Here is a 14,518-nt window from a genome sequence, read left to right as displayed (position 1 = left end):
AGGGTGCGGGCAGACCGGCCCGCCTGTCAAGTGGTGATCACGCGAAAAAGCCGTGAAGGCCCCCTTGAGGGACTCTGGATCCCTCAAGGGGGCCTTCACGGAAAACCCCAGCCCCATCAAGAAGAAGCGCCAGTTCGACGACACGGGGGAAGACGTCGAGCTGGCACTACCCCCAACCCCCACCGCCGTCAGATGGCGGTGCCTGTGCAAGGAGAAGGTGTCCACCGTCGTACCGGAACCGAATGGGGGGTCCTGCCCGTCTGGTTGGTTGGGCACGGTTCCGGCGACGGGTCCTCGGTGGACACCTGGCAAGGATCACGCCGTCCGGATGCAGGGCGCTTGCACTACGCTTGCAGGCTCTGGCGAGGGTGAGCGGAGGTGGCCGAGTGGAGTTCCGCGTCCTCGGCGCCGTCGAGGCGTGGGCCGGTGGCGTTCCGGTCGATCTCGGCTCGCCCAAACAGCGGCTTGTGCTGGCGGTTCTGCTGCTGGAGGCGGGGAAGCCGGTGCCGCGCGACCGGATCATCGACCTGCTCTGGCCCGAAGAACCCCCTGCCAGCGCACGGAACACCGTTCAAGCGCTGGTGTCCAGGCTGCGTGCGGTGTTCCGCGGCGCGGGCGGGCCGGAGATCGTCTCCGAGGGGACCCGGTACCTGCTCAAGGTCGACCCGCGTCAGGTCGACCTGCACCGGTTCACCGAGCTGACCGCGCAGGCCCGTGACGCCGATGACGAGACCGCCGTGGAGCTTTGGGACGAGGCGCTCGGTCTGTGGCGTGGCGAAGCGTTGTCCGATGTGGTGAGCGGCGAGGTCGCGCAACGGCTCCGCGGCGGCATGAACGAGGCACGCTGGACCGCGCTCGAAGATCGCGCCGAAGCGCAGCTGCGGCTCGGCCGCGGCAGGCAGGTCCTCGCGGAGCTGACCGAGCTGGTCGCCGCGCACCCGTTGCGGCAGCGATTCGTCGGACAGCTCATGCTCGCGCTGCACCGCGAAGGCCGCACCGACGACGCTCTCGAGGCGTTCCGCGCTCTGCGGGACCGGCTCGGTACCGAGCTGGGCCTCGATCCCTCCCCCGAGCTGCGACGGCTGGAAGCCGCCATCCTCGCCGCCGATCCCGCGCTCGAACCCGCCACCAGGCCCGAGCCGGTCCGCCCGGCCCAGTTGCCGCACGACGTCCGGGGGTTCGCCGGACGCGCGGCCGAACTGCGACGGCTCGACGAGGCGACCCGGCACCCGGGCGAGGGCACCGACATCTGGGTCATCAGCGGCACCGCCGGGGTCGGCAAGACCGCGCTCGCGGTCCGCTGGGCCCACCGCGTCCGCGACGCGTTCCCCGACGGCCAGCTCTATCTGGACCTGCGCGGCTTCGACCCCGACCACGAACCGCTCACCCCGGCCGTCGCGCTCACCCAGCTCCTGCAGGCACTCGGCACCGCGCCCAAGGCCATCCCGCCGGACACCGACACGCGGGCCGCGTTGCTCCGTTCCCTCCTCGCCGACCGCCGGGTGCTGCTGGTACTCGACAACGTGCGCGACAGCGGCCAGGTGCTGCCGCTGCTGCCGCCTTCGGGCACCGTGCTGGTCACCAGTCGCCAACGGCTCGGTGACCTCATCGCCCGCACCGGCGCTCGTGCGCTTCCGCTGTCCGTGCTGCCCGCCGAAGACGCACGACATCTGCTGGAAGCCGTGCTGGGCAGCGAAACCGTCGCCGCCGAGGCCGTCGCGGCCGCGGAACTGGCGCGGCTGTGCGGGCACCTCCCGCTCGCTCTCCGGATCGCGGCGGCCAACCTCGGTGCCAGCGGCGAACCCGAGATCGCCGAACTCGCCCGCGAGCTCGCCGGTGGTGACCCGCTCGCGGAGCTGACCGTCGACGGAGCCGAGGAAAGTGCCGTGACCACGGCCTTCGGCGTCTCCTACCGGGCGCTTCCCGAGGAGCACCGCGAGCTGTTCCGCCGTCTCGCGCTGGTTCCCGGCCAGACGTTCACCGCTCCCGCCGCGCAGGCGCTGACCGGCGTTCCGCATTCGAAGGCGAACCAGCAGCTCAAAGCGCTCGCGGCGGCGCACCTGGTCGAGCGCTACACCCCGGGACGCTACCGGTTTCACGATCTCCTCCGCAGTTTCGCGGCGGGCCGCACGCTGTCGGAGGACTCGAAGGCCGAGCGTGACGCGGCCGAGAGACGGCTCTTCGAGAGCTACCTGGGCACCGCCGACGCCGCAGGGCGTGCCCTGATCCCCCACTTTCTCCGCCTGCCGCGCGACGAACCGGCGGACAACCCCTTCGCCGACACCGAAGAGGCGCTGGCCTGGCTGGACGCCGAATGGCCGAACCTCGCCGCCGCCGTCGAGCACAGCGCCGAACACGGCCCGCCCGAGTTCTCGTGGCATCTCGCCGACGCGCTCCGCGCCTTCTTCCACCAACGCGGGCATCACGCGGAATGGATCGACACGGCCTCGACCGCCCTCAAGGCCGCCCGCCGCAGCGGCGCGGGGCAGGCGCAGGCCGCGATGCACCTGAGCATCGCGCTGGCCTGCGTCAACAGCGGCCGCTACGACGAAGCCCGCGAACACCTGACCAGCGCCCTGCGCGGTGATCTCCTCGACGGCTGGGACGCCGGCCGCGCGGCCGTGCTCAACAATCTCAGCGCGGTGCACCAGCGTCTCGGCGACCCGCAGGAGGCGATCCGCTGCGGACTGGAATCCCTGCGGCTGTGCGAAGAACTGAACATGCCCGCCGTGTCGATGGCGCTGGCGAACCTCGGTTTCCCGTACTGGCAGACGGGCCAGCTCGACGAGGCGCTCGCCAACTTCACCCGCGCGCTCGCGGTCTCCGAACGGGACGGCGCCCGGTTCAGCGTCGCGGTGCTGCTGGTCGACCTCGGCAACGTGCACCGCGACCTCGGCCTCCTCGACGACGCCTACGACTTCTACAGCCGCGCGCTCGCGGCCAATCGCGAGCTGGGCTACACCTACGGCGAGGCGACGGCGCTGTCCGGCAGGGCCGTGCTCGAAAGCAGGCGGGATCCGAGCGAGCAGAACCGCGCGGACGCGCTCGAAGCCGTCGAACTCACCCGCAAGATCGGCGACCGGGGCACCGAAGCCTGGACGCTCGTCGGGCTCGGCGAGGTCTGCCTGCGGCTCGGCCTGCCCGAAGAGGCGGCCGAGCACTACCGGCTCGCGTTGTCCATCGCGCGAACGACCAGCTTCTTCTGGTGCGAGGCCGCCGCACGGACCGGGCTCGCGGAAACCCTGCTGAAACTGGGAAAGCACGCGGAAGCCCGGACGCACGGCGAGCTGGCACAAGAGCTCGCCTCCCGCTCCGGTTACCGGCTCGTCGAGGAACGCGCCAAGCTGATCCTGGACGAGCTTTAGCTGCTGGTGTCGTTCGACTTCACACTGGCCGCGATCGCCGCCGCGATCGCCGTCAGGACGGCGAGGATGATCGTCAGCGCCATGGCGGTGCTGTCGCCGTCGTCGAAGCTGAAGAGCCACTTGACCTGAGCGCCGAACGGCGTGCCCCACACCAGGGGCGCCCCCACGAAGACCGCGACCACGTAGAACGCGCAAAGTCCGAACAGAGTCCACGCGCCGGGAATCCGGCGGGCGAACGTGAACGCCGCCGCGATCACCAGGACCACGGCGGAGACGACGCCGCTGACCATGTTCTGCACCGTGATCCCCGACGGGCGGCCGTCCGACTCCGTGGCGACGATGACGTTATAGAGCGCGAACCAGACGAGCATGACGGCGGCGAGCACCGCCAGGATGCCGGCGACCTTCGCCGCCGGTGCGTTGGCCCTCGGCTTGGCGGGCGCCGTTCGGCCCCATGGCGCGGGTCCGCCCGGCGTCGGCGGACCGTGCTGCGGGAAGCCGGGCTGCGGTGGATTCGGCTGCATCCGCACTCCTCGCGCGTTCGGCGGCACGAACGGGCCGCCTTCGTGGTTCGTGGCCACCGTAGCGAAAGTGGCTCACGGCGGACCATTCATGGCAGGAACCTGCCTCGCGACACGGTGACGCCTTGCCGTCCATTGGTACAGGGGGTCGTGAGTGGTAAGTGTCGTTAGAACGACACTTACCACTCACGACCCACCGCGGGAACGGCCGTGGTCAGACGCGGACCTCGTCCACGCGGACCGGGCGGCGTTCGCGGCGCGAGACCTCGCACGCCTCGGCGATGTAGAACGCCTCCAGCGCGTCCGCCGCACCGCACGGGCTCGGCGCGCGACCGGCGGCGACGTCGAGGAACGCCTTCAGTTCGCTGACGTACGCGGGGCGGAACCGTTCCATGAAGCCGGGATAAGCCGGGCCGGGCAACGGCTGGACGCCGGGTTCCACCGAGGTCAGCGGCACGCGGTCGTCCAGGCCCACCACGGCGTTGCCCGCCGAGCCGAGGACTTCCAGCCGGACGTCGTAGCCCGCGCCGTTGTAGCGCGTCAGCGAAACCACCGCCAGCGTCCCGTCGTCGAGCGTCAGGGTCGCGGCCGCGGTGTCGACGTCACCGGCGTCGACGAAGAACCGCTCGCCCTTGTTGGCCCCGACCGCGTAGACCTCGACGACCTCGCGGCCGCTCACGAACCGGACGACGTCGAAGTCGTGCACGCCGCAGTCGCGGAACAGGCCGCCGGAGTGCGCGACGTACTCGGCGGGCGGCGGTGCCGGGTCGAACGTGGTCGCGCGCAAGGTGTGCAGCCAGCCGAGTTCACCCGAGGCCACCGCCGCCCTGGCCGCGGCGTAGCCGGCGTCGAACCTGCGCTGGAAACCGATCTGCACCGGCACGTCGGCACCGGAGATCTTGTCGATCACCGCGAGCGTTCCCGGGATGTCGGCGGCGACCGGCTTCTCGCAGAACACCGGGATACCCGCGTCCACGGCCTGGAGGATCAGCTCCGGATGGGCGTCCGTCGCCGCGGCGATCACCAGTCCGTCCAAAGAGGACGCGAACAGCGAGGGGATGTCCGCCGCCGCTTCGACGCCGAGTTTCGCCGCGGCGGCCTGGGCACGCGCGGCGTCGACGTCGGCGACGACCACGGAGGAAACCTCGTCGAAGCTCTTCAAGGTCTCGGCGTGCGAAGTGCCGATCCGGCCGGTGCCGGCGAGTCCCAACCTCATGTGGTTACCTTTCTGGAGCGGCGGTGGTCGAACGGACCACCAGCGACGGGTGCAGCAGATGGCGGACCGGTTCGGCGCGTTCGCCCCGGACCCGTTCGAGCAGTGCTTCGACGGCCAGCCTGCCCATTTCCGTGCGCGGCTGGTCCACAGTGGTCAGTGAGAGATGGCGCAGCGCGGCGAGCGAGGTGTTGTCGTAGCCGACCACCGAAACGTCCTCCGGCACACGCAGGCCCGCCTCTTCGAGCGCGGAGATCGCGCCGACGGCGTTGAAGTCGTTGCCCGCCACCAGCGCCGTCGGCATCCCTCCTCGCGGAGGGTCGCCGAGCAGTTCGTGCACGGCCTTCTCCCCGGCGGTGTCCGTGTGCTCGCTGCGCACCACGATCGGGGGCAGCCCGTGCCGCCGCATGGCCTGCTGGTAGCCCCGGCGCCGCGCGGCCGCACCGGCCGCACCCCCGCCGTCCAGATGCGCGATCCTCCGGTGCCCCAACGAAACCAGGTGATCGACGGCGAGCGCGGAACCGGCCTCGCCGTCGTCGTTCACCGTGTCCACGCCCGCGGCGCGCGAAGTGCGCGAGACCAAGACGACGGGACCTTGGGCGGCCGCTTCCTCGATCGCCGACGCGGGGACCACCGGCGACAGCAGGATCACCCCGGCGGGCCGGAAGGACAGCAGGCTCTTCAGCGCGGCACGCTCGCGCGCGGGACTGCGGCCACCGGTGTTGAGGATCAGGTGGAACCCGGCCGCTTCGGCCGCCGCGTCCAGCCCCTCGACGACGTCGGCGAAGAAGGCGTTGCGAAGGTCGGAGACCATCACGCCGAGGACGGTCGACGTCCGGCTCGCCAGCGACCTGGCCATCGCGTGCGGTTCGTAACCCAGCGCGTGCGCCGCGCACAGCACGCGCGTGCGCCGTTCGTCGGAGACGTTCGGCGCGTTCCGCATCACCAGCGACACGAGCGCACGGGACACCCCCGCCTTCGCGGCGACGTCCTCCATCGTCGGTCGCGCCATTTTCCACTCTCCCGCTCTTGCACCCCTGCCCTTGACTTTACTGTGACGGACGCTACATGATTAGAGCGCTCTAATCAATAGAGCGCTCTAATCTCGATCTCCCGGAGGCCGCCGATGACAGCCACGACACCCCGGATCCGCATCGCCGCCGCCCCGATCTCCTGGGGTGTCTGCGAAGTCCCCGGCTGGGGCCGCGTGCTCGACGCGGGCACCGTACTGGGCGAAATGGCGGAGCTGGGGGTGCGCGCCACCGAACTCGGCCCGCCCGGATACCTGCCGCGCGACCCGGCCGCGCTGCGCGGACTGCTCGGCGGATACGAGCTCGAACTCGTCGGCGGTTTCCTCGGCGTGGTACTGCACGAGACCCCCGAAGCCGCGCTGGCCGCGGCCGAGGAGTCCGCGGCGCTGTTCGCGGCCTGCGGGGGCGACGTGCTCGTGCTCGCCGCCGCCACCGGTCTCGACGGCTACGACGACCGGCCGAAGCTGAGCGACACCGAATGGACGACCCTCGTCGAAACCTCCGGCGAGATCGGGGAGATCGCCGCGCGTCACGGCCTGCGCACCGTGGTGCACCCGCACGTGGGGACACACGCGGAGACCGAGGAGGAGGTCGAGCGTTTCCTCGCCGATTCCCCTCTCCCGCTGTGCCTGGACACCGGGCATCTCCTGATCGGCGGGACCGATCCGGTCGCGCTGGCGAAGCGATACCCCGGACGGGTCGGGCATCTGCATCTCAAGGACGTGCGCGGCGAACTCGCCGAAGACGTCCGCGCCGGCAGGCTTCCCTATGCCGAAGCCGTGGGCAAAGGTCTGTATGTCCCCCTCGGGGACGGGGACGTCGACATCGAAACGATGGTCACGTCCGTCCACGAGGCGGGCTACGACGGTTGGTACGTGCTCGAACAGGACACCGCGCTGAGCGAGGAGAGCCCGGAGGATCTGTCGAAGCGGGATGTCGCCAGGAGCCTGGCGCATCTCGACGGAATCGTCAGCCGGCTCCCGGCTGCCAGGTAACGGAAGAAGCGAGGAGAGACGACGATGTCCCATCGCTTGAAAAAGGCCTTGGTGGTCGTGGCGGGGCTGTTGCTCCTGTCCGCGTGCACCGGGCCGAAGGCCGAGGAGAAACCCGCTGCGTCGTCGCCGGGCGCGGCGACGACGCAACCCGGCGGGCCGCTGCGGGTCGCGGTCATCTCGCACGGCACGGCGGGCGACGCGTTCTGGAACGTGGTCAAGAACGGCGCCGAAGAGGCGGGCAGGCAGCTCGACGTCCAGGTCGAGTACAACTCCGACGGAGACCCCGGCAACCAGGCCAAGCTGATCGACAACGCGGTCGCCCAGCGGGTCGGCGGGCTGGTGGTGTCGATGGCGAACCCGGAGGCGCTCAAGACCTCGATCGAGAACGCGGTCCGCGCCGGGATCCCGGTCATCACGATCAATTCCGGAGAGGACAAGAGCGCGGGCTACGGCGCGCTCACCCACGTCGGGCAGAACGAGACCATCGCCGGCGAGGAAGCCGGGAAGAAGTTCCGTGAACTGGGTAAGAAGAAGCTGCTCTGCGTGGTCCATGAGGCCGGCAACGTCGGGCAGGCGCAGCGGTGCGACGGCGCCAAGACCGGCTTCGCGGGCGACGTGCAGACCCTGCAGGTCGACATCAGCAACCCCACCGACGCCGAATCCCGGATCAGGGGCGCGGTGCAGACCGACTCCTCCCTCGACGCCGTTCTGACGTTGAACTCCCAGGTCGCGGCCCGCGCGGTGAGCGCGATCAAGGCGGTCGGCTCGCAGGCCCAGGTCGGCACTTTCGACCTCAACACCGACGTGGTCGGCGCGATCAAGGCGGGCGACGTGGTCTTCGCGGTCGACCAGCAGCAGTACGAGCAGGGCTATCTCCCGGTGCAGTTCCTCAAGCTCTACCGGGACAACGCGAACGTCGTCGGCGGCGGGAAGCCGGTCCTCACCGGACCCGATCTGGTCGACAAATCCACAGTGGACACCGTCGGCCAGTACGTGCAAAGGGGCACGCGATGACAACCACCATGCTCGACGAACGGATCGCGAAACCCCGGCTGCTCGACCGGCTGGTCGTCCGTCCCGAGATCGGCGCGCTGCTCGGCGCCGCCGTCGTCTTCCTGTTCTTCACCCTCGTCACCGACCAGTTCTTCAGCGGCAGCGGCGTGGCGACCTGGCTGGACGACGCCTCGACGCTCGGCATCATGGCGGTCGCGGTGTCCCTGCTGATGATCGGCGGCGAGTTCGATCTCTCGGCGGGCGTGATGACGGCGTCCACCGCGCTCGTCACCGCGACACTGGCGACGCAGGCGGGCTGGAACGTCTGGTTCGCGCTGTTCGCGTCGCTGGTCTTCGCCCTCGCGGTGGGCGCGTTCAACGGCTGGCTGGTGATGCGCACCGGGCTGCCCAGCTTCATCGTCACTTTGGGCACCTTCCTTGCGCTGCAGGGGCTCAACCTCGGCGTGACCCGCCTGGTCACCGGCACCGTCCAGGTCTCCGGGATGCGCTCGGCCGACGGCTACGAATCCGCCGGTTTCGTCTTCGCGTCCACAGTGGACATCGGCGGGACGGCGTTCCAGATCTCGATCCTCTGGTGGATCGGGTTCGCCGTGCTGGCGGCCTGGCTGCTCGTGAGGACCCGGTTCGGCAACTGGATCTTCGCCGTCGGCGGGTCCGCGCAGAGCTCGCGCGCGGTCGGGGTCCCGGTGGTGCGCACGAAGATCCTGCTGTTCATGACCACCGCGCTCGCCGCGTGGCTGGTCGGCTCGATCAACATCCTGCGGTTCGCGAGCGTCCAGGCGAACCAGGGCATCGGGCTGGAGTTCCAGTACATCATCGCGGCCGTGATCGGCGGCTGCCTTCTCACCGGTGGATTCGGTTCGGCGATCGGCGCCGCCATCGGCGCGCTGATCTTCGGGATGGCTCGGCAGGGCATCGTGTTCGCCCGCTGGGACAGCGACTGGTTCATGCTGTTCCTCGGCGTCATGCTGCTGTCCGCGGTCCTGGTCAACAACGCCTTCCGGCGACGCGCGGAAAGGGTGCGGCGATGAGTCGTCTTCTCGAGGTCAAGGACGTCGGCAAGACCTACGGCAGCGTGATCGCGCTGCGCGACGTCTCCACCGTGGTCGACGCGGGTGAGGTCACCTGCGTGCTCGGCGACAACGGCGCCGGCAAATCCACCCTGATCAAGATCCTCGCCGGAGTCCACCGGCACGACCGGGGCGAGTTCCTGGTGGAGGGCGAGCCGGTCGAGTTCGCTTCGCCGCGTGAGGCGCTCGATCGCGGAATCGCGACGGTGTACCAGGATCTGGCGGTCGTCCCGCTGATGAGCGTATGGCGGAACTTCTTCCTCGGCTCCGAACCGACGGTCGGTTTCGGCCCGTTCCGCGCGCTGGACCGGAAGAAAGGCCGCGAGACGACCAAGAAGGCGTTGTCCGACATGGGTATCGACCTGCGTGACGTCGAGCAGCCGGTCGGCACGCTGTCCGGCGGGGAGCGACAGTGCGTCGCCATCGCGCGGGCCGTGTACTTCGGGGCGAAGGTCCTGATCCTCGACGAGCCGACGGCCGCACTGGGTGTCAAACAGGCGGGTGTCGTGCTCAAGTACGTCGCGCAGGCCCGTGACCGCGGGCTCGGCGTCGTGCTGATCACGCACAACCCGCATCACGCGTACCCGGTGGCCGATCGCTTCCTGCTGCTCAAACGGGGGGTGTCGCTCGGCGCGTACGAGAAATCCGAGATCGAGCTGGCCGAGCTGACCCGGCAGATGGCGGGCGGCGCGGAACTGGAAGCCCTCGAACACGAATTGCGAGCCGCGGAGTCCCCTTCATGACCGCTCTCGAAGCACTGACCGTCGGCCGCGTCGGGGTGGACCTCTACCCCGAACAGAGCGGCGTGCCGCTGGCCGGGGTCAGCACCTTCGCCAAGTCGCTCGGCGGCACCGCGACCAACGTCGCGGTCGCCGCCGCGCGGCTCGGCCGCTCGACGTCGGTGCTGACGAAGGTCGGCCCGGACGGCTTCGGTGAGTACGTACGGCAGGCGCTGCGGGAATTCGGCGTGTCCCCCGAGCACGTCGGGACGTCGGCCGGATTGCAGACGCCGGTGGTGTTCTGCTCGCTCGACCCGCCCGCGGATCCGCCGCTGCTGTTCTACCGGTCCCCCGTCGCCCCGGACCTGACCATCACCGAGAACGACGTGCCCTGGGACGTCGTGGAATCCGTTCCGCTGCTGTGGGTCACCGGCACCGGTGTCTCCGTCGAACCGGCGCGCGGCACCCAGCGCAAGATGCTCGAGCGGCGCGGACGCCGGTCGCATACCGTGCTGGACCTCGACTTCCGGCCGATGTTCTGGCCCGACAACGAAACGGCGCACGAAGAGATCGGCTGGATGCTCGACCACGTCACGGTCGCCGTCGGCAACCGCACCGAGGCGGAGGTCGCCGTCGGCACTGCGGATCCCGACGAGGCCGCGTCCCGGATGCTGGCCAGGGGTGTCGAGCTGGCGGTGATCAAGAAAGGCGCGGACGGGGTGCTGGTGGCCACCGCCGAGGGCCGCTGGACCGTGCCGCCCCAGCGCGTCGAGGTCGTCTGCGGGCTCGGCGCCGGGGACGGTTTCGGTGGCGCGCTCATCCACGGCCTGCTGTCCGGCTGGGAGCCGGTGCGCATCGCCACCTACGCCAACGCGGCGGGCGCGCTCGTCGCTTCCCGGCTCGCCTGCGCCGACGCCATGCCCACCGCCGACGAGATCGAGGAGTTGCTGTGAGCAAGCTGCACCGTCCACTCGGGACGCTTTCGGACGAGCGGGACCCGGTCCGGCTCACCCCGGATTCGGCGGGCTGGGACTACAGCGGCCTGCGGGTTCTCTCGCTGGCCGCCGGGGAGTCCAGGCTGGTGCGCACGGGCGAGTACGAAGCGTTCGTCCTGCCCCTGTCCGGCGCGTGCACCGTCCGGGTCGACGGGCAGGTCTTCGCCCTCGCCGGGCGGGATTCCGTATTCACCCGCGTCACGGATTTCGCCTATGTACCAAGGGACGCCGAAGTCGAGTTGTCGACAGTCGCGGGGATCGAGGTCGCCCTGCCGATGGCCCGCTGCACCCGCCGCCTCGAACCGCGCTACGGGCCGGCCGAGAACGTGCCGGTCGAGGTGCGCGGCGCGGGGCAGGCGACCAGACAGGTCACCAACTTCGGCGTGCCCGGTGTCTGGGACCACGCGGACAAGCTGAACGCCTGCGAGCTGATCACCCCGGGCGGCAACTGGTCGTCGTATCCGCCGCACAAACACGACGAGGCGTCCGAATGCGAGGTCGTCAACGAGGAGATCTACTACTTCCGTGTCGCGGGCCGCGACGGCGTGACCCCTTCTCGTGAAGGGTTCGGCCTGCACCGGACGTACACCGCCGACGGTGAACTGGACGAGGACGTCGCGGTCCGGGACGGCGACGTCTTCCTGATCCCGCGCGGCTACCACGGTCCTTGCGTCGCCGCGCCCGGCTATCCGATGTACTACCTGAACGTCCTGGCCGGGCCCGCCGACGAACGGTCGATGGCCTTCTGCGACGACCCCGCGCACGGCTGGGTCCGCGAGACGTGGAACGACCAGGAACTCGATCCGCGTTGCCCGGTCACGAGCCACGAAGGGCGGGTCTCATGAAGCTGACCACGGCGCAGGCCCTGGTGCGCTGGCTGCTGGCGCAGCGGTCGGAAACCCTGGACGGGCGGGAAGTCCCGTTGTTCCCCGGGGTGTTCGCGATCTTCGGGCACGGCAACGTCCTCGGTCTCGGCACCGCGCTGGAGGAGCACCGCGACGAACTCCCCGTGTGGCGAGGGCAGACCGAGCAAGGCATGGCGCTAGCGGCGGTCGGTTACGCCAAGGCGACGCACCGGCGGCAGGTCGGCGTGGTCACGTCCTCGATCGGTCCCGGCGCGCTGAACATGGTCACCGCGGCCGGGGTCGCGCACGCGAACCGGCTGCCGGTCCTGCTGCTCCCCGGCGACACCTTCACCAGCCGCGCCCCGGATCCCGTGTTGCAGCAGGTGGAGCATTTCGGCGATCCGACGGCCACGGTCAACGACGCCTTCCGCCCGGTGAGCCGGTATTTCGACCGGATCACCCGGCCGGAGCAGTTGCTTTCAACGCTGCCACAGGTCGCCAGGGTGCTGACCGATCCGGCGGACGCGGGTCCGGTGACGCTGGCGCTCCCCCAGGACGTCCAGGCGGAGACCTACGACTTCCCGGACGCGTTGTTCGCGCCGGTGACCCATCGCCCGCAGCGCCCGCGGCCCGATCGCCGGGCGCTCACCGAAGCGGCGGGCCTGCTCCGGGCGGCGCGGAAACCGTTGCTGGTGCTCGGCGGCGGCGTCCGGTATTCCGGCGCGGGCGCGCGGGCGCTGGCCTTCGCCGAACGGCACGGAATCCCGGTGACCGAAACCACGGCGGGACGCACCCTGGTCCCGCACGGACATCCGCTGCACGCGGGCCCGCTCGGGGTCACCGGCTCGGCCTCGGCGAACGTCCTGGCCGCCGAGGCCGACGTGGTGCTGGCCGTCGGCACCCGCTTGCAGGACTTCACCACGGCGTCCTGGACGGTGTTCTCCCCGGACGTCCGGCTGGTCACCCTGAACGCCGCCCGGTTCGACGCCGTCAAGCACGGCGCGCTGGCCGTCGTGGCCGATGCCGACGCGGGCCTCGTGGATCTGGCCACCCAGCTGGAGAACTGGCAGGCCGATCCACAATGGACGGAGCGCGCCTCGGCGGAGCGCGGCCGCTGGGACGCGCACGTCGACAGCCTGCGTGCCGCTTCCGGCGAGGTACCGACGTACGCCCAGGTCGTCGGCGTGGTCAACGACCTCTCCGAGCCGCACGACTACGTGATGACCGCGTCCGGCGGGATGCCGGGCGAACTGATCGGCGGCTGGCGCGGATCGGGCTCGATCAGCATGGACGTCGAGTACGGGTTCTCGTGCATGGGCTACGAACTCGCGGGCGCCTGGGGTGCGGCGATGGCGCATGCCGAGGGCCTGGTCACCACGATGCTCGGTGACGGTTCGTACTTGATGCTGAACTCCGAGCTGTTCTCGGCCGCCTTCGCCGGACATCCCTTCGTGGCGGTGGTCTGCGACAACGACGGCTACGCGGTCATCGCCCGGTTGCAGGAGGGGCAAGGCGGCAAGCCGTTCAACAATTTCCTCGGTGACTGCCGGAGCGCGCACACCACTCCCCCTCGGGTCGACTTCGCGCGGCATGCGGAATCGCTGGGGTGCGCGGTGTTCACGGCGTCCACTGTGGACGACGTGCGGGCGGCGTACGCGAAGGCGCGGGAAGCCGCGGTGGCCGAACACCGGCCGGCGGTGGTCGTGGTGCGCACCCGGCCGGACTCGTGGACCGAAGCCGGCGCCTGGTGGGAGGTCGGCGTCCCGGAACACCTTTCCGGACGTGGAGACTTCGAGGAGAGCAAAGCCGGACAGGTCAGATACTTGAAGAGCTGACGAGACGCACCGCCCGCACGAACGCTCCCACCAGCGGGCCGGTGCTCTCCTTCGGCCAAGCCAGCGCGATCCGCAGTGGCTCGATGTCGACGATCGGCCGCCACACCAGATCCGGATGCGCGTAGAACCTCGCCATCGACTCGGGCGAGATGCAGACCGCGTCGGTGGTGGCGACGAGTTCGAGCATCTCCTCCACGTTGCCGTTCTCCGGCCCCCAGTTCGGAGCCGAGCCGTCGGGACGCGGGTTGACCGCCCACCAGTCGACCCACTCGGGCGGAGCGTTGCGGGTCCACAGCAAAGGCGCGTCGCGCAGATCGTGGATGACGACTTCTTCCTTGGCCGACAAGGGATGCGACGCGTTCATGGCGACCCATCGCCGTTCGGTCGCGACGACTTCGGCGTGCAAACCGGTCAGATCGGCGGGTAGCCAGACGAACGCGATGTCCGCGAGTCCGTCACGTAAGGCCTGCGCCTCACCACCCCAGTCGAACCGCTTCGGTTCGATGGTCGCATCGGTGTGGCGTTCGGTGAACAGGGTCCGCGCCCGCCGGGCGAGCGGACCGCCGCCGGTCGCGACGAAGCCGACCCGCAGCACGTTGCCCGCGGCCGCGGCGGCCGTGCGCACGAGACGGCCGGTGAACTGCCAGTCGGCGAGAAGGCGGCGCGCGGCGGGCAGGAGTACCTCACCGGCGGCGGTCAGCCGGATCTCCGAGTTCCCCCGGGTGAACAAATCCGTGCCGAGCCGGGACTCCAGTTGCCGGATCTGGCGGCTCAGCGACGGCTGCGTGACGAACAGGGCTTCGGCGGCCCTGGTGAAGCTCAGATGTTCCGCGACGGCGACGAAATAGCGCAGCACCCTCGTGTCGACATCCATGTCCCGATCCTCCCGATGCCCAGAACGTATGGGTACGGGCA

At 70.2% G+C, this 14,518-nt stretch carries 12 protein-coding genes; 8 read left to right on the top strand and 4 right to left on the bottom strand.

The window, feature by feature from the left end; translation table 11 throughout:
* Positions 1-386: 386 nt before the first annotated feature.
* Positions 387-3,365, top strand: coding sequence for an AfsR/SARP family transcriptional regulator (locus tag BLW75_RS36330; protein WP_034321093.1), 2,979 nt, complete (start codon positions 387-389; stop codon positions 3,363-3,365).
* Here the strand turns inward: BLW75_RS36330 and BLW75_RS36325 are convergent.
* From BLW75_RS36325 to BLW75_RS36315, 3 genes are all read right to left on the bottom strand, one after another.
* The gene (locus BLW75_RS36325; protein ID WP_241784015.1) at positions 3,362-3,946 is read right to left on the bottom strand and encodes a hypothetical protein; all 585 of its coding nucleotides are present in this window, start codon (positions 3,944-3,946) and stop codon (positions 3,362-3,364) included. The two genes, BLW75_RS36330 and BLW75_RS36325, sit on opposite strands and share 4 nt — an antisense overlap.
* A gap of 154 nt (positions 3,947-4,100) precedes the next feature.
* Complete coding sequence (locus BLW75_RS36320; protein WP_034321096.1) at positions 4,101-5,102, bottom strand: Gfo/Idh/MocA family protein; 1,002 nt, start codon at positions 5,100-5,102, stop codon at positions 4,101-4,103.
* 4 nt (positions 5,103-5,106) lie between these two features.
* Positions 5,107-6,111, bottom strand: coding sequence for a LacI family DNA-binding transcriptional regulator (locus tag BLW75_RS36315; protein WP_034321099.1), 1,005 nt, complete (start codon positions 6,109-6,111; stop codon positions 5,107-5,109).
* 114 nt (positions 6,112-6,225) lie between these two features.
* Between BLW75_RS36315 and BLW75_RS36310 the strand changes: the two genes are divergently transcribed.
* Genes BLW75_RS36310 through iolD form a run of 7 tightly spaced genes read left to right on the top strand, consistent with a single transcriptional unit; the run spans position 6,226 to position 13,603 of the window.
* Positions 6,226-7,125 (top strand): sugar phosphate isomerase/epimerase family protein, encoded by a 900-nt coding sequence (locus tag BLW75_RS36310; protein WP_034321101.1) that lies wholly within the window; start codon positions 6,226-6,228, stop codon positions 7,123-7,125.
* A gap of 24 nt (positions 7,126-7,149) precedes the next feature.
* Positions 7,150-8,139: a sugar ABC transporter substrate-binding protein gene (locus tag BLW75_RS36305; RefSeq protein ID WP_034321104.1), complete on the top strand. Its 990-nt coding sequence runs from the start codon at positions 7,150-7,152 to the stop codon at positions 8,137-8,139.
* Positions 8,136-9,170 (top strand): ABC transporter permease, encoded by a 1,035-nt coding sequence (locus BLW75_RS36300; RefSeq protein ID WP_034321107.1) that lies wholly within the window; start codon positions 8,136-8,138, stop codon positions 9,168-9,170. Before BLW75_RS36305 ends, BLW75_RS36300 begins: the two co-directional genes overlap by 4 nt.
* Entirely contained in the window at positions 9,167-9,952 is a 786-nt protein-coding gene (locus tag BLW75_RS36295) for an ATP-binding cassette domain-containing protein (protein WP_034321111.1), read from the top strand. The genes BLW75_RS36300 and BLW75_RS36295 overlap by 4 nt, the downstream gene beginning before the upstream one ends.
* Entirely contained in the window at positions 9,949-10,881 is a 933-nt protein-coding gene (iolC, locus tag BLW75_RS36290; RefSeq protein ID WP_034321114.1) for a 5-dehydro-2-deoxygluconokinase, read from the top strand. The genes BLW75_RS36295 and iolC overlap by 4 nt, the downstream gene beginning before the upstream one ends.
* Positions 10,878-11,768, top strand: coding sequence for a 5-deoxy-glucuronate isomerase (iolB, locus tag BLW75_RS36285; protein ID WP_034321115.1), 891 nt, complete (start codon positions 10,878-10,880; stop codon positions 11,766-11,768). The genes iolC and iolB overlap by 4 nt, the downstream gene beginning before the upstream one ends.
* On the top strand, positions 11,765-13,603 hold the full coding sequence (gene iolD, locus BLW75_RS36280) for a 3D-(3,5/4)-trihydroxycyclohexane-1,2-dione acylhydrolase (decyclizing) (protein WP_091599113.1): 1,839 nt from the start codon (positions 11,765-11,767) through the stop codon (positions 13,601-13,603). Before iolB ends, iolD begins: the two co-directional genes overlap by 4 nt.
* On the opposite strand, the gene BLW75_RS36275 is transcribed toward iolD, so the two are convergent.
* The gene (locus BLW75_RS36275; RefSeq protein WP_034321118.1) at positions 13,584-14,477 is read right to left on the bottom strand and encodes a LysR family transcriptional regulator; all 894 of its coding nucleotides are present in this window, start codon (positions 14,475-14,477) and stop codon (positions 13,584-13,586) included. The genes iolD and BLW75_RS36275 overlap by 20 nt on opposite strands.
* Between the last annotated feature and the right edge of the window lie 41 nt (positions 14,478-14,518).

Origin of the sequence: Amycolatopsis lurida (assembly GCF_900105055.1) — a bacterium.
Classification (GTDB): domain Bacteria; phylum Actinomycetota; class Actinomycetes; order Mycobacteriales; family Pseudonocardiaceae; genus Amycolatopsis; species Amycolatopsis lurida.
This window is presented reverse-complemented; position numbering and strand designations above follow the sequence as displayed.

Excerpts from the sequence above, each read along its gene's own strand:
- BLW75_RS36295 (WP_034321111.1), top strand. The coding sequence starts at position 9,167 with ATGAGTCGTCTTCTCGAGGTCAAGGACGTCGGCAAGACCTACGGCAGC.
- BLW75_RS36320 (WP_034321096.1), bottom strand. The coding sequence starts at position 5,102 with ATGAGGTTGGGACTCGCCGGCACCGGCCGGATCGGCACTTCGCACGCC.
- iolD (WP_091599113.1), top strand. The coding sequence starts at position 11,765 with ATGAAGCTGACCACGGCGCAGGCCCTGGTGCGCTGGCTGCTGGCGCAG.
- BLW75_RS36305 (WP_034321104.1), top strand. The coding sequence starts at position 7,150 with ATGTCCCATCGCTTGAAAAAGGCCTTGGTGGTCGTGGCGGGGCTGTTG.
- BLW75_RS36315 (WP_034321099.1), bottom strand. The coding sequence starts at position 6,111 with ATGGCGCGACCGACGATGGAGGACGTCGCCGCGAAGGCGGGGGTGTCC.
- BLW75_RS36300 (WP_034321107.1), top strand. The coding sequence starts at position 8,136 with ATGACAACCACCATGCTCGACGAACGGATCGCGAAACCCCGGCTGCTC.
- BLW75_RS36275 (WP_034321118.1), bottom strand. The coding sequence starts at position 14,477 with ATGGATGTCGACACGAGGGTGCTGCGCTATTTCGTCGCCGTCGCGGAA.
- iolC (WP_034321114.1), top strand. The coding sequence starts at position 9,949 with ATGACCGCTCTCGAAGCACTGACCGTCGGCCGCGTCGGGGTGGACCTC.
- BLW75_RS36310 (WP_034321101.1), top strand. The coding sequence starts at position 6,226 with ATGACAGCCACGACACCCCGGATCCGCATCGCCGCCGCCCCGATCTCC.